The sequence below is a fragment of the Bacteroides sp. BFG-606 genome, assembly GCF_024788145.1.
GTDB classification, from domain to species: Bacteria; Bacteroidota; Bacteroidia; order Bacteroidales; family Bacteroidaceae; genus Bacteroides; species Bacteroides vicugnae.
This window is the reverse complement of record NZ_JANUIL010000001.1, coordinates 5,274,560-5,296,113: the sequence shown is the minus strand read 5'-3', so window position 1 is coordinate 5,296,113 and position 21,554 is coordinate 5,274,560. Positions and strand designations below refer to the sequence as shown.

The following is a 21,554-nucleotide window of genomic DNA, read 5'->3' as shown; positions in this document are numbered from 1 at the left end:
CTTACACGAAATAGAAAAAAAATGCAATAAAAATAATCTTTTTTAATTCCAGCATGGTTCGGTAGATTTGATGTTCTACTGTGCGGACGGAAATATTCAGTTTTTCGGCAATCTCTTGATTGCTCATATTTCTAAGACGGCTTAGTACGAAGATTTCTCTACGACGTTCCGGAAGACGGCTCAGAACCAGACGTACCAATAGCTCTGCTTCTTTATAATAGATAGGTTCGAGTGTGTTATCTGTTTGGAAAAGTTCTTCGATGAGGCTTTTTTCGATCACGCTTTCCTGATATTCTTCTACTATTCTTTTATGTTTGATGAAGTTGATAGTGATGTGTTTGGTCATGGCAAAGATATAATTGGATATCTCTGTGCTATCCCGATCCGACCATATTTGAGGTTGCGTCCATAATTTGGTGAAAACATCTTGGGTGATGTCTTCCGCATCCGCTTCGGATTTTAGTAGCATGAAGGCGAAATATTTCACCGCTGAATAATATCCGGTAAATATCGTCTCAAATTCGTGTGCTAGGAGTATGTCATCTCGGCTTTCGGTCATCGAATTAACAAATTGTTGGAAATTGATTGACAAATTTAAACAAATAAATTAAGATACGAAGAAAAAAAGAATTCTTTATAAAAAAAGAAAATAAAATAGTGACGCTATCCGGGTGGGATGGTGTCACTATAAGTGTTGGATAGTGACGGTATCTTATCGGGATAGCGTCACTATTTTTTAGTCTGTATTTTACCAGTTTCTTTTCACTGTACGGTAGCCATAGCCGATAATTACAAGGAAGCAAATAAACGGAAGAACGAATGAAGCGTTGACAGCGGGCAACCAGCCGACTTCTTTCAGATCAATAATGCTTGCTTGTAGCGGAGGGAGAATGGAACCACCCAGAATAGCCATGATGAGACCGGCGGCTCCGAACTTGGCGTCGTCTCCCATGCCTTTCAGTGCGATGCCATAAATGGTGGGGAACATCAACGACATACATGCTGAAACTGCCACAAGGCAATATAAACCGAGGATATTCTGCAGGAAGATGGTACCTAATGTAAAAATACCTCCGAAGATAGCAAGAATCATCAGTAACTTTCCGGCATTGAGATAGCGCAGGATAAAGGTACAGATAAAGCGGCTGATACAAAAAATAACCATTGCCACGATATTATATTGTTGTGATAACACTTCTGCACTTTTTTCGTCCATGCCTTGTGACATAAACAGTCGTGTTCCATACTGAATGATGAACGTCCAGCACATGATTTGTGCTCCCACATAAAAGAACTGGGCTATCACACCTTCACGATAACGTGTTTCCTTGAAAATGCGTTTGAGTGTAGGGAAGAAGTCTATTTTGTGATTCTGATCTCCGTTTTTAGGCATTTTGACGAATCGTATCAATAGCAGCATGGCAACGATAACCAGTCCGATGATGAGATAAGGAGCGATCAGGACACTAAGGTCACTCTCTTTGATCGCCTGAAATTCGCTGTCGTTAAGCAATGCGCGGTCTTCGGTACACATCGGATGCAATTTCGCTTGAATGAACTGCATGGCTACATACATTCCGAGAAGCGACCCCATCGGGTTGAAAGACTGTGCAAGATTCAAACGCCGGGTAGCCGTTTCTTCCGTTCCCATGGAAAGAATATACGGATTACAGCTTGTTTCGAGGAAAGACAATCCGCAGGTCAGAATGAAATAAGCAATCAGAAACGGATAATACTCACCCGTCATTTTGGCGGGGAAGAATAAGAATGCTCCGAAAGCATACATACCCAGTCCTAACAAAACACCTGCTTTGTAGGAATATTTGCGGATGAAGATGGCAGCCGGAAAAGCCATTGCAAAGTACCCTCCATAGAAGGCAACTTGTACCAATGCTCCATCGGTGGCACTCATCCGGAAGATTTTAGAGAATGCCTTTACCATCGGATTGGTAATGTCATTGGCAAATCCCCATAACGCAAAACAGGAGGTAATGAGAATAAAAGGTATAAGATAACTGATGCCATCTTTCGAAAGGATGGACTGCTTGGTGTGTTTCATGGTTGTTTCTGGTATTTTTTTAAGTATTATACAAATGGAACATTCTTTCCATCGGTTTCCATTTCTCTGCGGAACTCATTCCGGGTGCGGCTTGTTGGAAGATAGCCATATATTCTTCCCACTCCTGTTGGCGGGGAAGGGTGTTCAGGCGTTCCATAGCTGTGTCCCAGTCAAAATCAAGGGGAGTTTCGACAATCATAAACAGTCGTGTTCCCAGAATATAAATTTCCATTTCCAGGATGCCAACTTCCCGGATACCGGCAAGGATTTCCGGCCATGCTTCCGCTTGGCTATGTCTTTTCCGATATTCGGCGATTAGTTCCGGAGAATTGCGTAAATCAAGGGTTTGGCAATATCGTTTGACGGGAACGTCATAAGATTGAACCTGATAACCGGTTTTGGATGTTTCCATATACTTTTATTTTTTAGGGTAATATACTTGTGGTGTAACGCTGCGAGTGACAATTTCTCGCAATTCACGAAGATCGGCAATTTCTCCTTTAGCCATTGCCTGCGTCAGAATGTTTCCCATTGCAGTAGCTTCCACCGGACCTGCATAAACAGGAATGCCGAGTTCGTCAGCTGTCAGTTGGTTGAGTAACTTATTTTGTGACCCTCCGCCGATGATATTTAACTGACGGATCGGAGCGGGGAGACAACGGTTGAGCTGTTCCACAGCCTGACGATATTTGAAAGCTAATGACTGGAGTACACATCGTACAGTCTCTGCTTTGCTTTGGGGAACTTGCAAAGCATGACTCCGGCAATAATGAATAAGCGCGTTTTCCATATTTTCCGGATTCATGAATGTGGCGTCGTCTACAGGGATGATTGTATCAATCTTGGCTTTGGCAGCCTGCGGGATGATTATATTATAATCTTGTTCCTCACCACATACTTTCCACTCATTCATCAAGCGTTGCAGAATCCATAATCCTGTTATATTCTGGAGGAAACGGATCTTGCCGTCAACACCTCCTTCATTGGTGAATTGAGCTTTTCTTGCTTCTTCCGTCAGTATAGGTTCGTCCACTTCAACTCCCAGTAGCGACCAAGTGCCGGAACTAAGGAAAGCGATGGGGCTTTCTGTGGCAGGAACTGCGGCTACGGCACTGGCTGTATCGTGTGAACCTACGGCAATAACGTCTACGGCACCCAGTCCGGTTTCGCGTGCGATATCCTCTTTTAGTGTGCCCCTGATTGTTCCGGGAAGAATAATCTTGCCGAACAGATGTTCGGGAAGACCTAAGGCGTGTATGGTATTGAGTGACCAGTTCCGTGATTTGGCGTCCAGTAATTCGGAGGTGGAAGCGATGCAATATTCATTATTGGCTACTCCTGTCAGGAAGTAACTGAAGAGATCGGGCATGAATAGAAGTTGCCGGGCGACTTCCAACTGTATATCTTGATTCTGTTTCATGCTGTAAAGTTGAAACAGTGTATTGATAGGCATCACCTGGATACCGGTCTCGGCATAATGTCGGTGTTCATCTATAAACTTGAATACTTCTGCCGGCATTCCCTCTGTTCTCGCATCCCGGTAACAGACAGGATTTCCTAACAGGTTTCCATGCTTGTCAATCAGTCCGAAATCCACTCCCCAAGTATCAATACCAATACCTCTTACGGCATATCCTTTTTGTGCAGCCAGTTTTAGTCCGGTTTTCATATCTTCGAATAGAGACGGGAAGTCCCAGTAAACATGATTGCCAAGTTTGACCTGTCGGTTGGAGAAGCGGTATACCTCTTCCAATTCCAACTTACCGTTGAAAAGGAAGCCGGCGATGATCCGTCCGCTGCCGCCTCCGAAGTCTGCTGCTAAATAAGTGTGTTTGATGGTATCTTTCATGGTAATGTGCCCGGATGCTAGTTGCTTTTCTTTCCTAATACGTAAATTTCCAAATCTTCAATTTCTGCCGGTGTGAGCACAGAATAATCACCACCGGATTGAACGATGATGCGGCAAGCCATTTCGAAGAAGGTAGCCCGTTCGTATACTTGATCGAAATCTTTTCCGCATACCACTTGCCCGTGGTTAGTCAGTAAAACCGAGTTATGCTTTTGCATGGCTTCTACTACGGCTTTCGCCAGTTCCGGTGAGCCCGGACGATAATATGGAATCACCGGTATTTCCGAACCTACATGGCAAGGAATTTCTGCTGTTACGTTGAAGTTTGCCGGCTTGTTTTTCATGCAGGAGACAGCAGTGGCATATTCCGATTGGAAATGGAGAACGACATTGACGTCCGGACGTTCGCGGAGAATACCTAAATGGAATGTGCTTTCCATAGAAGGTTTTACGCCATTGGAAGGAGTGCCGCTGGCAATATTGCAGATCGAAACTTTTTCTTTGCCAAGTGTGGGAACCCAAGAACCCGTACCGGAAATCAATGCTTCTTCACCGATTCTCCAAGAAAGGTTACCGCTGCTGCAAAGCATTAATTTTGCATCCCCGTAACGGTGTGCTTGTGCAATGAATTGTTCAATATGTTCGTTAGTAATCATAGTGTTCTTATTTAAGTCGTTGTAGGGGAGAGGCTGTTCCGATATTTATTGGGTATACCAGGAGAAGGTAGCCCGCCCCCTACGAACGGCAAAGTTAAAATATTTATTTATACAGGACGAAAAAAACTTGTTTATTTATAGATCGGGCCGTAAGTTGCACAAGCTCTGTAGTCTGCTCCTTCTTTGTCCATGCCGAAGGCATTCCAAGCGGCCGGGCGGAACATCCGGTCTTCTTCCACATTATGCATACATACCGGGATGCGGAGCATGGAAGCAAGCGTGATTAAGTCTTGACCGATATGGCCGTAGCTGATGGCTCCATGATTGGCTCCCCAGTTATTCATAACTGAATATACATCTTTGAAAGCCGGTTTGTCGCACAGGCGGGGTACAAACCAAGTGGTAGGCCATGTCGGGTCTGTACGCATATTGAGTTTCTGATGGATTTCCGGATCGATTTCAACTGTCCATCCTTCTGCAATTTGCAGGACAGGGCCTAAGCCTTTAATCAGGTTCAGACGCATCATGGTTACAGGCATTCCACCTTTTGACAGGAAGTTGGACGAGAAACCACCACCACGGAAGTAATCACGGTCTGCCGGATACCAGGTTGTTGCTTTGAGACAGTTCTCTACATCAGCGTCCGTCAGGTTCCAGGGTTCTTTCATAACCGGATTACCTTCTGCGTCTACTGATTGGCCGGAACCGTCGAGAGTTGTTGCACCTGAATTGATAAGGTGGATGATACCGTTGGCTGCTGCACCGCTCAACTCTTTGCCGGTTACACGTTTTACAGCTTCAGGGCTCCAGTATGTACGTACGTCGGAGAATATTTGTGCGCGGTTGGTCAATAGATGTCCGAACAGCATGGCTACACCGTTGCAAGCGTCATTTTCGGTAGCTACCACAAATGCTTCACGGATGCCGTTCCAGTCGAAAGAAGTATTGAGTAAAGCTTCCGGATAGTCACCGTTAGGATAAAAGTCTGTCCATTGGCGTTGTCCTTGGAAACCGGCTGCAATGGCATTGTGTCCCAAAGCTTCTTCCTTGAATCCCATTTCTTTCAGTTTGGGATTTCCGGTCATCAGGTCGCGCATGATAATTGTCATTTTTACGATGAACTCCCAGTCTGCATCTTTCTGCTCACGGGTTTTACGCTTTTCAGGACGGTTCTTGAAGTCTTCACCTTCGTTGGTCTTGCAATGTTTTTCAGTCCACTCCATTGCTTTGGCGTATTCTTCGTGGTCATAGATACCTTCATCCATCCGGCGGATGATTTCTGTGAGGTCTATTGATTCATTGCGCATTCCCAGATATTCCTGGAAGAAATCAGGATTAACGATAGAACCGGCGATACCCATGGATACACTACCCATTGACAGGTAAGATTTGCCTCTCATGGTAGCTACTGCCTGTGCAGCGCGTGCAAAACGAAGAATCTTTTCCGATACATCTTCAGGGATTGTATTATCGTCCAGATCCTGAACATCACGTCCGTAGATACCGAATGCAGGAAGTCCTTTTTGTGCATGTCCTGCCAATACCGCTGCCAAATATACAGCTCCCGGACGTTCTGTACCGTTAAATCCCCAAACAGCTTTCGGATAATGAGGATTCATGTCCATTGTTTCCGCACCATAGCACCAGCAGGAAGTGACGGTAATGGTAGAGCCTACTCCTTCTCTTTCAAACTTTTCCGCACAGGCGGCACTTTCGGCTACGCGTCCGATAGTGCTATCGGCAATAACACATTCTACCGGGCTGCCGTCGCCGTTTTTCAGATTACTGCTGATTAATTCGGCTACTGCCTTTGCCAGATTCATTGTTTTTTCTTCAAGACTTTCGCGAACGCCACCTTGGCGACCATCGATTGTGGGACGAATCCCGATTTTCGGATACTTTTTCATGGTTTCTATCTATTAAAGGATTAATTAATATCTGTGCTGAACTGTGCTGATTATATTGTAAAAAAAATTAAAGCGACTTTCGAAGTCTTACTTCTGTCGGCAAGAACTTTTGTACCGTTACATTATTAAGAACGAAATTAGCAGCTTCGTTTCCCATCATTTCCCAGTCAATACTCAATGAGGTTATTCCTTCGTCAATCACTTCGTAAGAAGGAATATCATTGTATGCCAACAAGCCGAAATCTTTTCCGCATTTCAGCCCTTCCAATCTGCCTTGTTTCACTACCTTTACCACATCTTGTTGCTTGATAGCAATGTAGGCAACTCCCTTGCATATTGTCAGATTCTCGATATCCTCCTGAACCTCACAGAGGAATCCCTGTTCCTGACAGAAACGGGTGAAATATTCCTTGCTGCTTTGAGGGTGCTTCAGGCTTTTCGGAAACAGAAAAACAAGTTGGTGATAGTTTTTCAGCCTTTCCCTGAGCAAATGCAATGCCTGATAGAAAGATTCGTCGAAATCTTGACAGATATATGAATACTTCTCTTTTTCGAATTTGCCGAAATCAAGAAGTAGCAATTTGGTGGGATTAATTTTATTGAGAGCTGTGCTGAATTTCTCGTTATCGAAATTCATCACGATGTATTTGTTGTATTTTCCTATGGATTCCCGGATGATGGTGTTAAATAACCGTTCGTTGTATTGATGAAACAATAAATCTACCTTATAATTAATAGGCAGATGCTTGACGAAACTATTGTATAATGCTTCTTTGAAAGGAGTGTATTGGTCGAGCAGTAATAAAACATTGGTCACTTGGCTCGTCACGTAATATCCTTTTCCGGGAGTGGAGTCGATCAACCCTCGTTCGCGTAAATCAAGGAAAGCTTTGAAAACGGTGTCGCGTGATACTCCGTATTGAGCACTCAACTGATTGATGGAAGGCAAAGAATCTCCTTCAAGAAATTCTTTCCTGGAGATTGCCTGGCTAAGTGCGTCCGCTAGTTGCGTAACCTTGCTCGACTGTTGTCCGAATGTTGCCTTTTTATCAGTTCGTTTCATGCTGTAAAAATAAGTAATACTGTGCTGAACTATGCTGATGCAAAGAAAGACATTTTATTCTGAAAGAGAATAATTATTTGCTATGTTTTATAGCATAAAGTAATAAAAAAATCCCCTCCGGTGAACAGGAGAGGATTATAGCTTTTTCCTAATTTCTTATTCGGAATCTGCTGAAATTTATTCAGCAGCAGCTTCTGTTGCAGGAGCTTCTTCAGCCGGAGCTGCAGCTTCTTCTGCAGATGCTTCAGCAGCAGCCTTTTCAGCAGCTTCAGCAGCTTTCTTTTCAGCGAGTGCTTTTGCTTTCACTTCGTTGATTTTCTTTTCTGCTTCCAAACGTGCTTTCGCTTCCGCTTTCTTAGCTTCGTCCTGTTTAGCTTTCAAAGTAGCCAAACCTGACTGTTTGTTGTTTTTCCAAGCTTCGAATTTAGCTTCAGCTTCTGCTTCTCCGAATGCGCCTTTTGCTACACCGCCCAGAAGATGTTTCTTCATGTAAACTCCTTCACGAGAAAGGATGTTACGTACAGTGTCACTTGGTTGTGCACCTTTCAGTACCCATGCCAATGCAGCGTCGAAATTCAAATCTACTGTAGCAGGATTGGTATTTGGGTTGTAAGTACCAATCTTCTCAATAAATTTACCATCACGTGGTGCTCTGCTGTCTGCAATTACAATTGAATAGAACGCGTAACTTTTACGTCCGTGTCTCTGCAATCTGATTCTAGTTGCCATTTTTAATAATTGTTTTTAATGATTGATTTGAATTATGCTATTATCTCGTAATAGCGGGCACAAAGATACGGCTTTTCTTTTGATTGACAAACATTTCTCCTCTTTTTTACGAATACCGTTTCGGATAGCGGAACAAGATTGCGAGCAGGGCGCATGCTCCCATTGTAAATGGATAATAGAGATTGCCGATGATACTGATAGGGGAGATGCTGGCAAGTCCTGCTGCAATCAGCATCTGTGCTCCATAAGGGATAATTCCTTGTATCAGGCAGGAGAAAGTATCGAGGATACTGGCTGTTTTTCTCCGGTCGAGATGGAATTTTATGGCAATATCTTTGGCAATCGGTCCGGTTGTGATAATGGCAATCGTGTTGTTGGCAGTGCATAAATTGGCAATGCTCACCAGGGCGGCAATGCTTAGTTCGGCACCCCTCTTGCCATTGACATGGCGGGTGAGTTTCCGGATGATGAAATCAATACCACCGTTATAACGGATGGTTTCGAGCATACCTCCGGCCAGCAGAGTGATGATAATCAATTCTCCCATGCCTGTAATTCCTGTCCCCATGGCGCCAAACCAGTCGAATATACCGAAGCTACTGGTAGCGATGCCGATGATACCAGTAGTCAATATACCTATTATAAGTACGAGCATTACATTAATTCCGGCAATGGCTGTTCCTAATACTATTATATAAGGTATCACTTTGAGCCATTCAATGGTTTGTGTTTGAGTGGGAGCGGTAATGGACAATCCTTGGAATATATAAATACCCAGCACGATGATGGCTGCCGGCACCACTATCATCGAGTTTACCCGGAATTTGTCGCGCATTACACATTCCTGGGTTTTGGTAGAGGCAATGGTGGTGTCTGAAATAAACGACAGATTATCTCCGAAAAAAGAACCACCGACTACGACAGCCACCATAAAAGGGAGTGCTATCTCCGTCTTTTCTGCCAGTCCTACAGCAACGGGAGTGAGGGCGACAATAGTTCCCACGCTGGTTCCGATGGATAAAGAGATGAAACAGGCAGCAATAAAGATGCCGGCCAGCAGCAGATTATCCGGGAGAATATGTAGTGTCAGATTGACGGTGGCATCGATTGCGCCCATTTGCTTGGCGCTTTGTGCAAAAGCTCCGGCAAGAATGAATATCCATATCATCAGGAGGATGTTCTTATTGGCAGCTCCTACTGAGAATTGGTAGATACGCTGGTCCAGTTTCAAGCCGGGGGTAATGGCGATGGCATAACAAGAAGAGACGAGAAAGGCCACAGTGATAGGCACTTTATAAAAGTCGTTGACGAGGATGGACGTCACCAGATAGAGGCAGAGGAATACGAGTAACGGACTCAAGGCCCACCAGTTTCCGGGACGGTTTTTATGTATTTTTTCTTCAGTCATAAATGGACGTTGTGGTATTTATTTTATTCTAAATATTTGAAATAGCGGTGCAAAAGTAGTGTTTTTCGCAGGAAGTGGCAAAAAAGAATAGCTAAAGTAACATATTTATAACAAGCCCGAATATGTTATTGTTTCTAAAGAGAGTGGCTTGAATATATCATCTCCTATTTCATGGTTTTCACGGTCTTAAATAAAATAGGAGATGATATATTTCTTTTACAGTAAGATGATGCGCTTTTGTACGATGTCTATTAATTGGGCTTTTAACTGTTGTGCATTAATAGGCTTAGGCATATAACCGTCGAACCCACTTTCTATCACCTTCTGCTCATCTGAAGCATAGGCAAAGGCGGTAATGGCAATAATTGGCACTTTAGCCGAGTATTTCCGGATTTCTTTGGTTGCTTCGTAGCCGTCCATAACAGGCATATTGATGTCCATTAGTATGATTTGCGGATTATACTTATTGAACATTTCTACTGCTTCTTGTCCATCCCAAGCATGAATCAATTGGTATTCTCCCTTTAATATGGATGCAAATAATTTGTAGTTGCTGTCATTATCTTCTGCAATCAGAATGCTAAGCTTGTTTTTCTCTATGGTTATTGGTTGGAGCTCTGTCTTTGCAGTGTCTTCATCTACAGCCACTGCGGCTTTATATGGTAGTGTAAACCAGAATGTGGAACCTTTTCCTTCTTCCGAATTTACTCCGATAGATCCTCCCATGTGCTCTACTAATGTCTGGCAAATAGAAAGTCCTAACCCTGTACCTTGTTCAAAGCTGTTTAGTTTGACAAAACGTCCGAAAATGCTCTTCTGTTTGTCTTTGGGTATACCGCAACCTGTATCGCTGACATAAAAATAAATTTCTTTGTCGCGAAGTTCATAGCCAAAACGAATATACCCCTCGGTTGTAAATTTGATAGCATTGCTTATCAAATTGATGAGTAACTGCGATAGACGGTTCTTTTCAGTATGGATAAAGCAGGTTTCCATTGTCGGATGACAGCTTAGCTGTACTTTATCCGATTTAATTTTTAGCTGTAATGAGCTTGTTAACTCATTCATCACCTTATTCAAATCAATGTTGGAATACTGAAATTCCAATGTTCCGGCTTCAATCTTTGATAAATCCAGAATATCGCTGATTAATTGTAATAACAGCGTGTTATTATTTTCAATGATGCTCACATACTCCTGCTTTTCTTCTTTTTCGTCTGTTGATGCTAATATACTGGAGAAACCGACAATAGCATTGAGAGGAGTACGGATTTCATGACTCATGTTTGCGAGGAAAGCTGATTTGAGACGATTGGATTCTTCTGCCCGGTCTCTGGCTGTCATCAATTCCATTTCCATCTTTTTTCGTTTGGTGATGATTAAAGAGGAGCCGACCAGAGACAGTGGCTTTCCGTTTTTATCACGAGTCTCTACAGCAGCTTGCGCTTCTACCCATTCTATTCGATGGATGTGATTCTGTATGTTGACTACCCGATATTCTTCCCTAACCTTATCCGAACGTCCTTTTAGCAGATCTTCGTAGGCTTTTTCTACACGTTTGCGGTCTTCTTTGAATATTTTAGAGAAATATTGAGAGTCGGGTACTGCTAATTGTTCTTCACTTATATCTTTTTCATTTGTACTGAGTTCGATGGGTTTGTTGATGTCGCAAAGTATAGTTTTGCTTAATAAATCCCATTTCCAGGGCACAATATTGGCTACGTCCAGTGCCATTGCAAGCTTGTTGTTGGTAGCACTCAATTTTTGTTGGGCTTTGTATAGTTCTGTACTGTCCAGACAGAAAATATCGACAATGTTATTGTGGTGAGTACCTTTCAGGACTATATCATAGAATGCATCTATCTGTTTAAAGTAATATGGGAAAGTGATGGCTTTGTTTTCAGTAAGTGATATTTTGGTGAAATGCAGAAACTCTGGCATGGATTCAGGGAATAACTCACTGGCCTTTTTGCCTATTACGTCTTCTTTGCGGAAGAAGTTTTTTTCAAAGTGAGAGTTTACATTCCGATATATTAATTCTATTGGCGTGCCTTCTTCGTTCATAATTAACTCTTCTTGCATATAAAGTATAGGCATATTGTTAATCAGATTCTTGTAGGAAGTCATCGTGTCAATCTCTTTCTGTTGTAACTTCTTTAATTTATTCAGATGATTGATACGGTATTGAAAGAGTAGAGCAAGCAGTATGAAACAAACGACTGATCCTAAAATGAAATATCCGTATTGTTCCCAAAAAGTAGGTGGCTTGTTAAAGAAAATTGTGTTGGAAGGACATAGATTCGGTGATAATCCTTTACGGAGCAATACACTGTAATTGATTGTAGGGGCGGCATTCGAAGGTTCGTAAAAAGGAATTTCGGCTGCTTGTTTCCCATCTAATATTGCTTGGATTGTTTCTACTATTTTTTTGTTGTATGTATCTTGGTCGTAGACGTATCCTCCTATTGTTCCTCCTGTATTGTCTTTGATTGTCAACATGCCAAGACTGAATAAAGGAGCGGATGTTGTGGGGATTAGCCGGTGAGAATTTATAACCAACGAAGTGTTACCGGCAAATGTGTGTTTGTAGAACCAGGAAGAAAAGAGTATTCCTGTTATTTGGGGGTCAATAGAATAAAGAGTGTCTAACAAATGGTTAATCCGCATCTTTCGAGGAGATATGAATTGATAATTGATATCCGGATGATCCTTTGCTAATTCTTGCTCAATAACTGTGTTGTAAGTCTGGTTGTTTTGCCGTTCATCACCGATAAATATGAAATTCTTTATATGGGGAGTCATTCGGCAAATTAGTTCTATATTCTCTTTAATATAGAAATTAGAATGTAAGAAAGTTAGATTATAAGGTTTGGCTATGTCCGCTATTGGGATTCTTGCAGTTACGTCAATCGGTTTCTTTTGGAGATAAAACTCTTTCGGTCCGATATAATCTTCTTCGGCGCATAGTATAATCGGAACATTCCCCCACATCTTCCTGAAGTCATCCCGTAATATCATACTGGAATTTCCTATCAATATCAGCATTCGTGGAGAATGTTGTCTGTATTTTTCCAGGATCGTTTGTTTGAACTCTTTTAAAGTAGAGTCTGCATCCATCATTAGCATATTCATATGTTCGGTATAGAGTGCTAGTTGAGGAAGAGTTTGAGTGTATTCGGTTATCGCGGAAATCATTCTAAAACTCCAGGGAGCTGCTTCTGTATATGAATTAATAATTAGAAGATAATTGGAAGAGTTTACTGAATCTTTTTGAGCTAGACTCGGAGTGGTGAAAGAAAACAATAAACAGAACGACAAAAAAAGTTTTATAAGATAAGAGGTATTTGCTTTTATTTGATTGTGTGTTGTCATTAAATTTTAATGCTTTTTGATGGTTTATTAAGTTTATGTGATTACAAAGGTATTAATAATAAATGGATTAAACTAAACTTTGGTCATGAAAAGTAAATAAAAGAGAGAAATTTATACGCTTTTTAGACGGGCTTCTTATTTGACTTTATAAGGGTGCGTGAACCAGAAACGGGAACCGGTCCCTAACTTGGATTCAACACCGATAGTCCCCCCGAGGTGCTCGATAATACTTCTGCAAATAGACAGGCCTAACCCTGTGCCTTTTGAAAAAGAATTGAGTTTTACAAAACGTTCGAAGACCCGACTTGCTTTATCCGGAGCAATCCCCATACCCGTATCTGTGACGGAGAACTCTATTTCATCTGTTTCTTTTTTATGATGATATTCAAGGAGAATTTGGCCTTCTTTGGTAAATTTGAGAGCGTTATTTATGAAATTGGTGATTACCTGCATTAAACGCTTTTTATCTGTATAAATATAATATTGAGGTAAGTCCGGAGTCAGCAAAACGGGGACGGGCTTATCTTCTTTTATATCATAATTGCGCATTATATCTTCACAGAAGCTCTTGATGTCCAGATGATCCATGGTGAAGTCGAGTGTTCCGGCCTCTATTTTGGATAAATCGAGAATATCGGATATCAGTTGTAAGAGAAGTTCTGTGTTTTCCTGCATGATATCGACATAATCCTGGCGGTCCTTTTTGTCATCCGATTCGACCAGTAAACTGGCAAAGCCGACAATCGCATTTAACGGAGTGCGGATTTCATGACTCATATTGGCAAGAAAGGCCGATTTTAAACGATCCAGGTTTTCCGCTTTTTCTTTGGCTATTCTTAGTTCTTCCTCTATTGTTTTTTGATGGTTAATATCGACACTGGTGATTACGTGTGCCATCTGTCCGTCTATCCAGTCAAATGCGGCACTGAATACACGAAACCAACATTTGTCAAATGGACGTTGATAATCCCAGGAGTAAACTTTAGTTGGCAACCCGTTTTCATCTATCAAATGTTTCTTCGGGCAAAACTCACATTCTCCGGTTTTATCTTTATATAGAGCCTGCCAGCATTTTTTTCCTTCAAAATGTTCAATTCCTCCGTATGGAGCAGCCATGGATTCATTGGCATATAGCATATCATGAGAGTCGAAAGAGTTTACATAGATGTCAACTCCCATGTTGTTCATGATACTACTTAAAGTCTTGCTTGCCCGTACTTCCCTTTCTTTATATTCACGCACTGCTATTTCCTTGGAGAGTGATCCTAAAATGAGATGAATTATTTGCAGTTCCTCATCGGTGAAAGATATTGCATGCTCCCTGTCTGCAAATCCGATGAATCCGATGATTTTTCCTTCGGAGTCTTGAATTTGCCGGATCAGCAAAGAATTGACTCTATAAAAATCAATGATGTCTACATCATCCCAGGAAGCGTTTTGGGTTCTGCAGGCATAAAAAGGTTTGCTTTTGCCATTTGCGTGGGCAACGTGTTGATTGCTCATTTCACTGATTTCAAAACGCTGGCGCAGGATATTGTCGTTATTTCCAATTGTTTCCTTTAAATAAAAGTAGCGAAATCCGTCCGTTTGATAAATGAATGCTCTTTTAAAACCATAGTATTCGCAAATATCCGTAAGTGATTCTGTGATTTTTTTCTCAATAGAGTCACAGCTATTCAGTCTTTCTAAGAAATGAAGTAAAAATGCATGGTAATTCTCTCTTTCTCTGATCATATTGTTTTAGGCATCTTGTTTGGTTATTTAAACTCGAAAGGAGTATGCTGTTTATCTCTTTCAAATCTTCAAGCTGCTAATATACGGACTTTAAAAAAATGATGAATGCTGTTTCTGATTTTTGTAATGTTCCGTTTTTCTTTTTCTTGGTACGAAAAGAGAATGTAATGAATGATATTTCCCTTGGATTTTAGTTAACTAACAACGATCTTTTAAGAAATAAATAGGTGAACTTGTACGGATTTGTTGAATTAAACGCTGTTGGGGGAAGTTAGTCGGTATTTGAATTTTTCGAATCTGTAAGTGATTGATTATTAATGCGTAATAAATGTGCGTTTTTCCTTTAAAACCAACGGGTCGTTCCTTTTAAAGGAACGACCCGTTGCACACCGAGAAACACCCCATTCCTTTTAAAGGAACGTGCTTTTTCATCTTTAGATGCGTAGATTGATATAATAATGTTTATATTTATTGTTTCATATCTGCGCTGCGAACATTATTTTAGTGCTTCGATTACCTGCGGCATCATTGTCCAAATGGTGTTTTCATCTTGAGCAGTGAAAAAGTTACCATCTATCTCTGATTTCTCATCAGTAGCTGTTCCGTTTTGAATGGCTGGTTTGGCTAATGGGTGAACTGCTAGTTTTTTCCCTTTGGTTATACCTGTAAAGTCAAACATCATTGCGCCGGCGCAATGTCCGATCATCATTTTCCCTTTATCTCCGAAAGTTTTAATGACTTGCATCAAATCTACATTATAGGGCTTATCGGCATTCTGCTGAAATACAGGCACTGCATCGCCACATGAGAAAACGAGTGCATCGAATTCATCTTCGTGTCCTTTCAAATTAGCGATCACGTCATCTACTGTCAGGCTGATTCCCGAATTTGTTTTAATATCCTTCGTATCCGATACGGCAAATACTTTATATGAAATACCATTTTCGAAAAATGCTTCCAAATATTGGAATAGTCCACAACCATTTACCGGATTCACTGCTAAAACTGCAACTTTCTTTGCCATAATCATAATTATTTAAATGAAACAATAGTTATTATTAGTAAGTTTATTACTTTTGTGATGCAAATGTATCTTTCTTGTTTGAAAAATGCAAGAACGTACTTGAAAATAAGGAAGTTACATGAAGGTAACTATTGCTGAATTTCAATAAAATACAAAACGTTAAAGAATGAAAAACTTTCATCCGACAGGAAATTGTCCGGTAAGAGATGTGCTTAGCCGCTTGGGAGACAAGTGGTCGATGCTGGTACTTATTACGTTGAATGCCAATGGCACGATGCGTTTTAGTGATATTCATAAAACGATAGAAGATGTTTCTCAAAGAATGTTGACCGTTACCCTACGTACTTTAGAATCAGACGGATTGGTGGAACGGAAAGTGTACGCCGAAGTGCCTCCCCGTGTGGAGTATTGCCTGACAGATACGGGTGGCACTTTGATCCCTCATATTGAAGGGCTGGTAGGATGGGCCTTGGAGAATATGGATACCATTTTGGATCATAGGCAAATGAATCAGCAGCATTAATAAATGACAATGGTAGAAATGAATAAGGTAGAATTCAATATTTTAAAATATGGAGATAAAGTTAGTAGCTTCGGATAAAAAAGAATTCCTCGATTTATTACTTCTGGCTGATGAACAAGAAAGTATGATTGACCGGTATTTGGAGCGCGGCGATATGTTTGTTCTTTATGATAACGGATTGAAAGCTCTTTGTGTAGTGACTCGTGAAGGGGAAGGTATTTATGAAATCAAGAATATTGCTACCGTTCCTTTCTTTCAACGGCAGGGGTACGGAAAACGTTTAATCGAATTCTTATTTGAATATTATCGGGGAAAGTGTTCTGAAATGTTGGTGGGTACAGGCGATGTGCCTTCTTCCAGATCTTTCTATGAACACTGTGGTTTCACTGTTTCTCACCGGATAAAGAATTTTTTTACTGACAACTATGACCATCTGATCTATGAGGATGGCGAGCAACTGGTGGATATGATTTATTTGAAGAAAACTTTTTAGCGTGTAGTGATGGAAACTCAATCATTTGGATGAAATAAAGAGTTTTGTTCGTTTATGTTACTGCATGAGCAAACAGGCTATTTATATCCTTTGATTGTATGAAAGTGCATTTCTCTATTTTTACATTCGAAGAAGACATTCTTAATAAACGCAATTTCTGTTTATAATAAACTTTTGGGTAGTTTATTATAAACGGTATCAGAGTTTATTAAAAACTATTTTGGGCGTTTGGGAAGATTATACAAAAAGAAAAGTGTATAAATATAAACAAAATAGGGCAATGATCGTCAAATCATTGCCCTATGATATATCTTTGCTAATCCTAAATTAGATCAGCTTGAAAGCTTGTTATGTATCTATTTTTCTTATTATATTCATGTCGTTTATAGATTCTGTTTTCTCAAAGATACAAAATAAAAAACCGTTTGTCAAGTGTTTCTGAAGAAAAGCCGGTTATTCATTGAACCAGTCTATTTTCTTTGAGAAATACATCACTATTGCCAGTATAATAAACAGTCCTAAGCTGCCTGCCAATAATGCGAAAGTCTCTAGCTGAATAAGAACAAATATATAAATATAGAGTATAGCCAACAATCCGGACATGATTAATGACGGTTTCTTTTTTCTGGTGATTCCGAACATATATCCGCCTACCAGTGTGATGGTCAGTGCAGAAGATAATAAATAGGCAGGGTTGAATCCGATGTGTTCGGAGAAGGAGAGGAGCAAACTGTAAAATAGACAGAGTGCCAGTCCTACCAATAAATACTGCAAGGCATGAATACGGGTCTTATTCATAATTTCGGTGAAGAAAATCACTCCGAAAGTCAGTAAGATAATCAGGATTGCATATTTTGCAGAACGCATGGACTGTTGATACTGTTCCACCGGGATTTTGAAGTTAACACCGAAACTGGAGTTCTCAATGTCCTTGATGTTCGAGTGGTTGTAGTCAACCATCACCTGTGAGTAATTCCGGTTCAAATTTAAAACCTGCCATTGTGCGGAGAATTCTTTCTCCGTAATGTTGCGGTTATTGGGCAGATAGTTACCGGTGAAGCTAGGCGTATTCCAGTTGGCTTTCAGATCTACACGGGTTGTTTTACCCAATGGAATAAAGTTGAGTGACTGCGAACCTTTCAGTTTGATTTTTATTTCATAAGGCAGTTTTTTATTCTGTTTCAACTCCGATAAGTTTGCGATCGCATGAACTCCGGTGTTATCTATTCCTCTGTTGTCCATACCCGGTTCGAATATATAAACAGAATCTCCCAGAGTGATGCTGATTTGTTCGCTGATACCCCGCATATCGGTCAGATTCAGACAAATAGCCGCCCTGTCAAATTGCAACTGTTCCATATCTATTCTGCTCTTCTGCAGTTCTTCCGAACTGAATGAGCCTTTCAGTGTCAGTTCCGATTGATATACATTGACCTCGTAGATACTTCTTTTCAGAATTTCAGTCTTTAGTTGCCCGCTGACCATAAGCTCGTCGGGAAAAAGTATCAGGTCTTTCATAGAAACCTTCTTCTCGTCCTTATTTTCAGTGACGACCGGATACTGGAGATTCAGGTAGGGGCCTGTAATGGTCTGTGCCAGACTCCATTTTTCACTTACCTCGTCGATAGCTTCTTCCTGGGTTCGTCCCCGTTCGGAAATAAGATTTTCAATCATGAACATCGGTATCATCAGGAGAAGAATTAATAATCCGATGATGACAACCTTGATTGTTTTGGAGAAACGGTGGAGACATCCCATAGGTTGCTGCGCCTGTTGCTCATTTGAATTTTCATTGAAACCGTCCATAAGTCAGTAGTGTTTTGATGAATTATTTATTTTGATTTTAGAAATTTCTCTAAGGCTTCAATATGAGATTTGAAAGCTTCTCTGCCTTGCGGGGTTGCTTGAAAAACAGTTCGTGGCTTTCGTCCGACAAAACTTTTGTTGCATACGATATATCCCAGTTCTTCCAGGGCACGAGTGTGGCTGGCAAGATTGCCGTCTGTCAGAGAGAGCTGCTCTTTCAGAAAATTGAAGTCAGCTTCCTCATTTACCATCAGAACAGCCATGATACCGAGCCGGACCTTGCTTTCGAATGCTTTATTAATATATTGGAATGCTTCTATCATTTATGATCTCTTTCTTTCGTAGTGTAAATAGAACAATATGCCATAAAGAATATGGAAACCTCCGAAACCGATGGTCCAGAACAGCAGTGAATGACCTTCCCAAAAACAATCTGCGACGCCCAGGCAAATGAAAGCATATCCTAACCATACGATGCTGGAGTAAGTAAACTTGGATACGTTGACCAGTGCCAGTCCGTAAAATAAAAGCATGACGGAGGCCAGGATGTCATAATACTCATGCATTATGATGGAAATACATAAAACACCTCCGGTCAGCATCGGAAGAGAAAAGTTCCACAATGTCCGGTAAGTGAGGCGGCTGAAAAATTTCTGTCCTGTCTTCTTGGCTTTATAATAGGACAGGATGCAGGCGGTGACCGCAGCTGCTACCAATACGAGCGAGGCTATGATAGCCATCAGTTCGAGAGCAACAATTAAATGTGTGCCCGGTGTAATAACTTGTGTGGCGATGTATGCGCCAGCTAATGCGTAAATGCCCGCCATGATTGCAGCGAGACCACTGAGAGAGATAAACTTGGAGGACTTTTCCATCAACTCTTTTATCTCATTTACCGATTCTAATGCTTTATCTTTATTCATATAAAAAGTACTTTGTGATGCAAAGTAAAATAAAAGATTTCAGATGAACAAACTTTTTGCCTGAATATTTTGATGATAAAGATTTGAATGGTATGATAAAACGTTAATATATAGTTGTTTAATAGATAAATGAACGGATAATCGGGAATTATATAAAAATAGTTTGAAAATGAAATTAGTCAAACGTTTGACTAATTCAGGGGAAATACCTAACTTTGCCGCCGAAACGAAACAAGTAAAAAGAGTATAGAAAATGAGAGAAGGAGCAGAGTTTAGAGAACTCATGTTGCAGATTGTTCGTACCCGTATGGCTTTCCGCCGGTCTATGCAACGGACATTGAGAAAAAATAATGCGGGTATTACGTTTGAGATGCTTCAGGTATTGAGTAGCTTATGGCATGAGCAGGGAATTAGTCAGCAGATATTGGCGGAACGCATAGCAAAAGATAAGGCATGTCTCACCAATTTGATGAATAATCTGGAAAAGAAAGGGTATGTTTACCGGAGAGAAGATCCTGCCGACCGTCGTAATAAACTGGTGTTCCTGACCCCCGAAGGGGAAGAATTTAAAGAACAGATTCGTCCGATTCTCGATCAGGTCTATGTATACGCAGAAAAGATTATTGGTATAGAAAGCATTGAGACTATGTTGTCTGAATTAAAGAGTGTATACGATGTACTTGAAAATGTATAAGAAGTATGGGGCTGTTTTATCTTGCCTGTTTTTGGCTACTCAATCCATAAATGCACAAACAGATTCTTTGTTTCTCACTATCGATCAGCTTTTTGAACGGGGAGTACGGCATAGTCTGCAACTTCAGGCGGATGTAATGAAAGAATCCATGGCGCAGGAGCGGATACGGACCGCACGGTCTGCGCAGTTACCGGAACTGCAGATCGGGCTGAAAGGGGGATTTGTAGGGCAGCCTGTTGTTTGGGAACGGGGATTATCCGATCCTTCATATCCGGAAGCACCGGACTGGTCACAAAATTATGCGATTGATCTGGCACAGCCTCTCTATCAGGGTGGTAAAATCCGAAGTGCTATTCATAAGGCGGATATAGAAAAACAAGTTGCCGAACTACAAACGTTAACTGATGAGGCAGAAATAAAGTTACGGTTACTCAATCAGTATATGAACCTGTTTAGTCTATTCAAGCAGCATGAAATATTGATGCGGAATATTGAGGAGTCGGAACTCCGGTTACGCGATATCCGACGGATGAAAAAAGAGGGGCTGATAACCAATAATGATGTATTACGGAGCGAAATGCAGTTGACTAATGACCGCCTGTCTTTGGAGGAAGTGGAAAATAGCATTGCGCTTGTATCGCAGCAACTCAATATCTTGTTGGGGCAGGATGAGAACTTGTTATTACAACCGGATACAACCATTCTCTATCAGGCAGTTGCTTTGCAGTCCTATGATGACTATATTGTTCAGGCGTATGAGAATGATCCGGCGATGAGACTGCTTCGCGCACAGACAGAATTGGCAAGGAATGAAATCCGTTCTGCCCAATCCTTTTCTCTTCCCAGTGTGTCACTATATGCATCGAATACATTGGCACGTCCTGTTTCACGTACATTGGCGGATATGTATAACAATAACTGGAATGTGGGCGTATCGGTTTCCTATCCTTTATCCTCACTGTACAAGAACAATCATAAAGTAAAAGAGAGCAAACTGATGGTGTCTTTGCGGAAGAATGAAGAAGAACAGAAAATGCAGGGAATCCGCATGGATGTACGCTCTGCATTTTTACGCCACAGGGAAGCATTGCAGAGGGTAGAGGCTCTAAAACTGTCTGTCCGGCAAGCGGAAGAGAATTACCGTATTATGCAGAATCGTTATCTGAATCAACTGGCTATCCTGACTGATTTGCTTGATGCGAATTCCGTCCGTTTGAATGTGGAATTGCAGCTGGTCACTGCACGCACTCGTGTGATTTATACTTATTATCAACTTCAGAAGGCTAGTGGACGTCTTTAATAAACAGAACAGAT

General features: G+C 41.1%; 19 protein-coding genes. 4 read left to right on the top strand and 15 right to left on the bottom strand.

From position 1 onward, the window contains the following. Position 1 precedes the first annotated feature (1 nt). From NXV01_RS20390 to NXV01_RS20335, 12 genes are all read right to left on the bottom strand, one after another. Positions 2 to 559: an RNA polymerase sigma-70 factor gene (locus tag NXV01_RS20390; RefSeq protein WP_195650486.1), complete on the bottom strand. Its 558-nt coding sequence runs from the start codon at positions 557 to 559 to the stop codon at positions 2 to 4. 189 nt (positions 560 to 748) lie between these two features. Next, on the bottom strand, positions 749 to 2,059 hold the full coding sequence (fucP, locus tag NXV01_RS20385) for an L-fucose:H+ symporter permease (RefSeq protein WP_195650485.1): 1,311 nt from the start codon (positions 2,057 to 2,059) through the stop codon (positions 749 to 751). A gap of 19 nt (positions 2,060 to 2,078) precedes the next feature. Next, entirely contained in the window at positions 2,079 to 2,471 is a 393-nt protein-coding gene (locus NXV01_RS20380; RefSeq protein WP_004303848.1) for an L-rhamnose mutarotase, read from the bottom strand. A 6-nt stretch (positions 2,472 to 2,477) separates the two neighbouring features. Continuing rightward, positions 2,478 to 3,908, bottom strand: a complete 1,431-nt coding sequence (locus NXV01_RS20375; protein WP_259023142.1) for a rhamnulokinase family protein — start codon at positions 3,906 to 3,908, stop codon at positions 2,478 to 2,480. Between the two features lie 17 nt (positions 3,909 to 3,925). Beyond that, positions 3,926 to 4,564: a class II aldolase/adducin family protein gene (locus tag NXV01_RS20370; RefSeq protein ID WP_148367598.1), complete on the bottom strand. Its 639-nt coding sequence runs from the start codon at positions 4,562 to 4,564 to the stop codon at positions 3,926 to 3,928. 131 nt (positions 4,565 to 4,695) lie between these two features. After that, a complete protein-coding gene (gene fucI, locus NXV01_RS20365; protein WP_259023141.1) occupies positions 4,696 to 6,471 on the bottom strand; it encodes an L-fucose isomerase in 1,776 nt (591 codons plus the stop codon). A gap of 67 nt (positions 6,472 to 6,538) precedes the next feature. Then, complete coding sequence (locus NXV01_RS20360) at positions 6,539 to 7,534, bottom strand: GntR family transcriptional regulator (protein WP_195650483.1); 996 nt, start codon at positions 7,532 to 7,534, stop codon at positions 6,539 to 6,541. A gap of 177 nt (positions 7,535 to 7,711) precedes the next feature. Next, positions 7,712 to 8,263 carry a 30S ribosomal protein S16 gene (locus NXV01_RS20355; protein WP_259023140.1) on the bottom strand — a complete coding sequence of 184 codons (552 nt, stop codon included), beginning with the start codon at positions 8,261 to 8,263 and terminating at the stop codon, positions 7,712 to 7,714. A gap of 106 nt (positions 8,264 to 8,369) precedes the next feature. Next, positions 8,370 to 9,671 carry a Na+/H+ antiporter NhaC family protein gene (locus NXV01_RS20350; protein WP_148367602.1) on the bottom strand — a complete coding sequence of 434 codons (1,302 nt, stop codon included), beginning with the start codon at positions 9,669 to 9,671 and terminating at the stop codon, positions 8,370 to 8,372. A gap of 216 nt (positions 9,672 to 9,887) precedes the next feature. Continuing rightward, positions 9,888 to 13,043, bottom strand: a complete 3,156-nt coding sequence (locus tag NXV01_RS20345; protein ID WP_148367603.1) for an ATP-binding protein — start codon at positions 13,041 to 13,043, stop codon at positions 9,888 to 9,890. A gap of 135 nt (positions 13,044 to 13,178) precedes the next feature. After that, positions 13,179 to 14,777, bottom strand: a complete 1,599-nt coding sequence (locus NXV01_RS20340; protein WP_195650480.1) for a HAMP domain-containing sensor histidine kinase — start codon at positions 14,775 to 14,777, stop codon at positions 13,179 to 13,181. A gap of 496 nt (positions 14,778 to 15,273) precedes the next feature. Next, positions 15,274 to 15,801, bottom strand: a complete 528-nt coding sequence (locus NXV01_RS20335) for a DJ-1/PfpI family protein (protein ID WP_195649945.1) — start codon at positions 15,799 to 15,801, stop codon at positions 15,274 to 15,276. A 166-nt stretch (positions 15,802 to 15,967) separates the two neighbouring features. Here NXV01_RS20335 and NXV01_RS20330 point away from each other — a divergent pair, with 166 nt between their 5' ends. Next, a complete protein-coding gene (locus NXV01_RS20330) occupies positions 15,968 to 16,324 on the top strand; it encodes a helix-turn-helix domain-containing protein (RefSeq protein ID WP_148367606.1) in 357 nt (118 codons plus the stop codon). A 49-nt stretch (positions 16,325 to 16,373) separates the two neighbouring features. Next, positions 16,374 to 16,817, top strand: coding sequence for a GNAT family N-acetyltransferase (locus tag NXV01_RS20325; protein WP_148367607.1), 444 nt, complete (start codon positions 16,374 to 16,376; stop codon positions 16,815 to 16,817). A 453-nt stretch (positions 16,818 to 17,270) separates the two neighbouring features. Here NXV01_RS20325 and creD read toward each other — a convergent pair whose 3' ends face one another. Genes creD through NXV01_RS20310 form a run of 3 tightly spaced genes read right to left on the bottom strand, consistent with a single transcriptional unit; the run spans position 17,271 to position 19,546 of the window. Beyond that, on the bottom strand, positions 17,271 to 18,623 hold the full coding sequence (gene creD, locus NXV01_RS20320; protein ID WP_148367608.1) for a cell envelope integrity protein CreD: 1,353 nt from the start codon (positions 18,621 to 18,623) through the stop codon (positions 17,271 to 17,273). 26 nt (positions 18,624 to 18,649) lie between these two features. Beyond that, complete coding sequence (locus NXV01_RS20315; RefSeq protein ID WP_148367609.1) at positions 18,650 to 18,946, bottom strand: transcriptional regulator; 297 nt, start codon at positions 18,944 to 18,946, stop codon at positions 18,650 to 18,652. Continuing rightward, a complete protein-coding gene (locus NXV01_RS20310; protein WP_259023139.1) occupies positions 18,947 to 19,546 on the bottom strand; it encodes a hypothetical protein in 600 nt (199 codons plus the stop codon). Between the two features lie 253 nt (positions 19,547 to 19,799). On the opposite strand from NXV01_RS20310, the gene NXV01_RS20305 reads away from it, so the two are divergent. After that, positions 19,800 to 20,240 carry a MarR family winged helix-turn-helix transcriptional regulator gene (locus NXV01_RS20305; protein WP_148367610.1) on the top strand — a complete coding sequence of 147 codons (441 nt, stop codon included), beginning with the start codon at positions 19,800 to 19,802 and terminating at the stop codon, positions 20,238 to 20,240. Beyond that, the gene (locus tag NXV01_RS20300) at positions 20,221 to 21,540 is read left to right on the top strand and encodes a TolC family protein (protein ID WP_259023138.1); all 1,320 of its coding nucleotides are present in this window, start codon (positions 20,221 to 20,223) and stop codon (positions 21,538 to 21,540) included. Before NXV01_RS20305 ends, NXV01_RS20300 begins: the two co-directional genes overlap by 20 nt. Positions 21,541 to 21,554: the final 14 nt, after the last annotated feature.

What these genes read in the sequence shown, in the direction of transcription:
- NXV01_RS20330 (WP_148367606.1), top strand. Translation starts at nt 15,968, where the DNA reads ATGAAAAACTTTCATCCGACAGGAAATTGTCCGGTAAGAGATGTGCTT.
- NXV01_RS20355 (WP_259023140.1), bottom strand. Translation starts at nt 8,263, where the DNA reads ATGGCAACTAGAATCAGATTGCAGAGACACGGACGTAAAAGTTACGCG.
- fucP (WP_195650485.1), bottom strand. Translation starts at nt 2,059, where the DNA reads ATGAAACACACCAAGCAGTCCATCCTTTCGAAAGATGGCATCAGTTAT.
- NXV01_RS20325 (WP_148367607.1), top strand. Translation starts at nt 16,374, where the DNA reads ATGGAGATAAAGTTAGTAGCTTCGGATAAAAAAGAATTCCTCGATTTA.
- NXV01_RS20310 (WP_259023139.1), bottom strand. Translation starts at nt 19,546, where the DNA reads ATGAATAAAGATAAAGCATTAGAATCGGTAAATGAGATAAAAGAGTTG.
- NXV01_RS20360 (WP_195650483.1), bottom strand. Translation starts at nt 7,534, where the DNA reads ATGAAACGAACTGATAAAAAGGCAACATTCGGACAACAGTCGAGCAAG.
- NXV01_RS20380 (WP_004303848.1), bottom strand. Translation starts at nt 2,471, where the DNA reads ATGGAAACATCCAAAACCGGTTATCAGGTTCAATCTTATGACGTTCCC.
- NXV01_RS20300 (WP_259023138.1), top strand. Translation starts at nt 20,221, where the DNA reads ATGTACTTGAAAATGTATAAGAAGTATGGGGCTGTTTTATCTTGCCTG.
- NXV01_RS20340 (WP_195650480.1), bottom strand. Translation starts at nt 14,777, where the DNA reads ATGATCAGAGAAAGAGAGAATTACCATGCATTTTTACTTCATTTCTTA.
- NXV01_RS20335 (WP_195649945.1), bottom strand. Translation starts at nt 15,801, where the DNA reads ATGGCAAAGAAAGTTGCAGTTTTAGCAGTGAATCCGGTAAATGGTTGT.
- fucI (WP_259023141.1), bottom strand. Translation starts at nt 6,471, where the DNA reads ATGAAAAAGTATCCGAAAATCGGGATTCGTCCCACAATCGATGGTCGC.
- NXV01_RS20315 (WP_148367609.1), bottom strand. Translation starts at nt 18,946, where the DNA reads ATGATAGAAGCATTCCAATATATTAATAAAGCATTCGAAAGCAAGGTC.
- NXV01_RS20350 (WP_148367602.1), bottom strand. Translation starts at nt 9,671, where the DNA reads ATGACTGAAGAAAAAATACATAAAAACCGTCCCGGAAACTGGTGGGCC.
- creD (WP_148367608.1), bottom strand. Translation starts at nt 18,623, where the DNA reads ATGGACGGTTTCAATGAAAATTCAAATGAGCAACAGGCGCAGCAACCT.
- NXV01_RS20345 (WP_148367603.1), bottom strand. Translation starts at nt 13,043, where the DNA reads ATGACAACACACAATCAAATAAAAGCAAATACCTCTTATCTTATAAAA.
- NXV01_RS20370 (WP_148367598.1), bottom strand. Translation starts at nt 4,564, where the DNA reads ATGATTACTAACGAACATATTGAACAATTCATTGCACAAGCACACCGT.
- NXV01_RS20390 (WP_195650486.1), bottom strand. Translation starts at nt 559, where the DNA reads ATGACCGAAAGCCGAGATGACATACTCCTAGCACACGAATTTGAGACG.
- NXV01_RS20305 (WP_148367610.1), top strand. Translation starts at nt 19,800, where the DNA reads ATGAGAGAAGGAGCAGAGTTTAGAGAACTCATGTTGCAGATTGTTCGT.
- NXV01_RS20375 (WP_259023142.1), bottom strand. Translation starts at nt 3,908, where the DNA reads ATGAAAGATACCATCAAACACACTTATTTAGCAGCAGACTTCGGAGGC.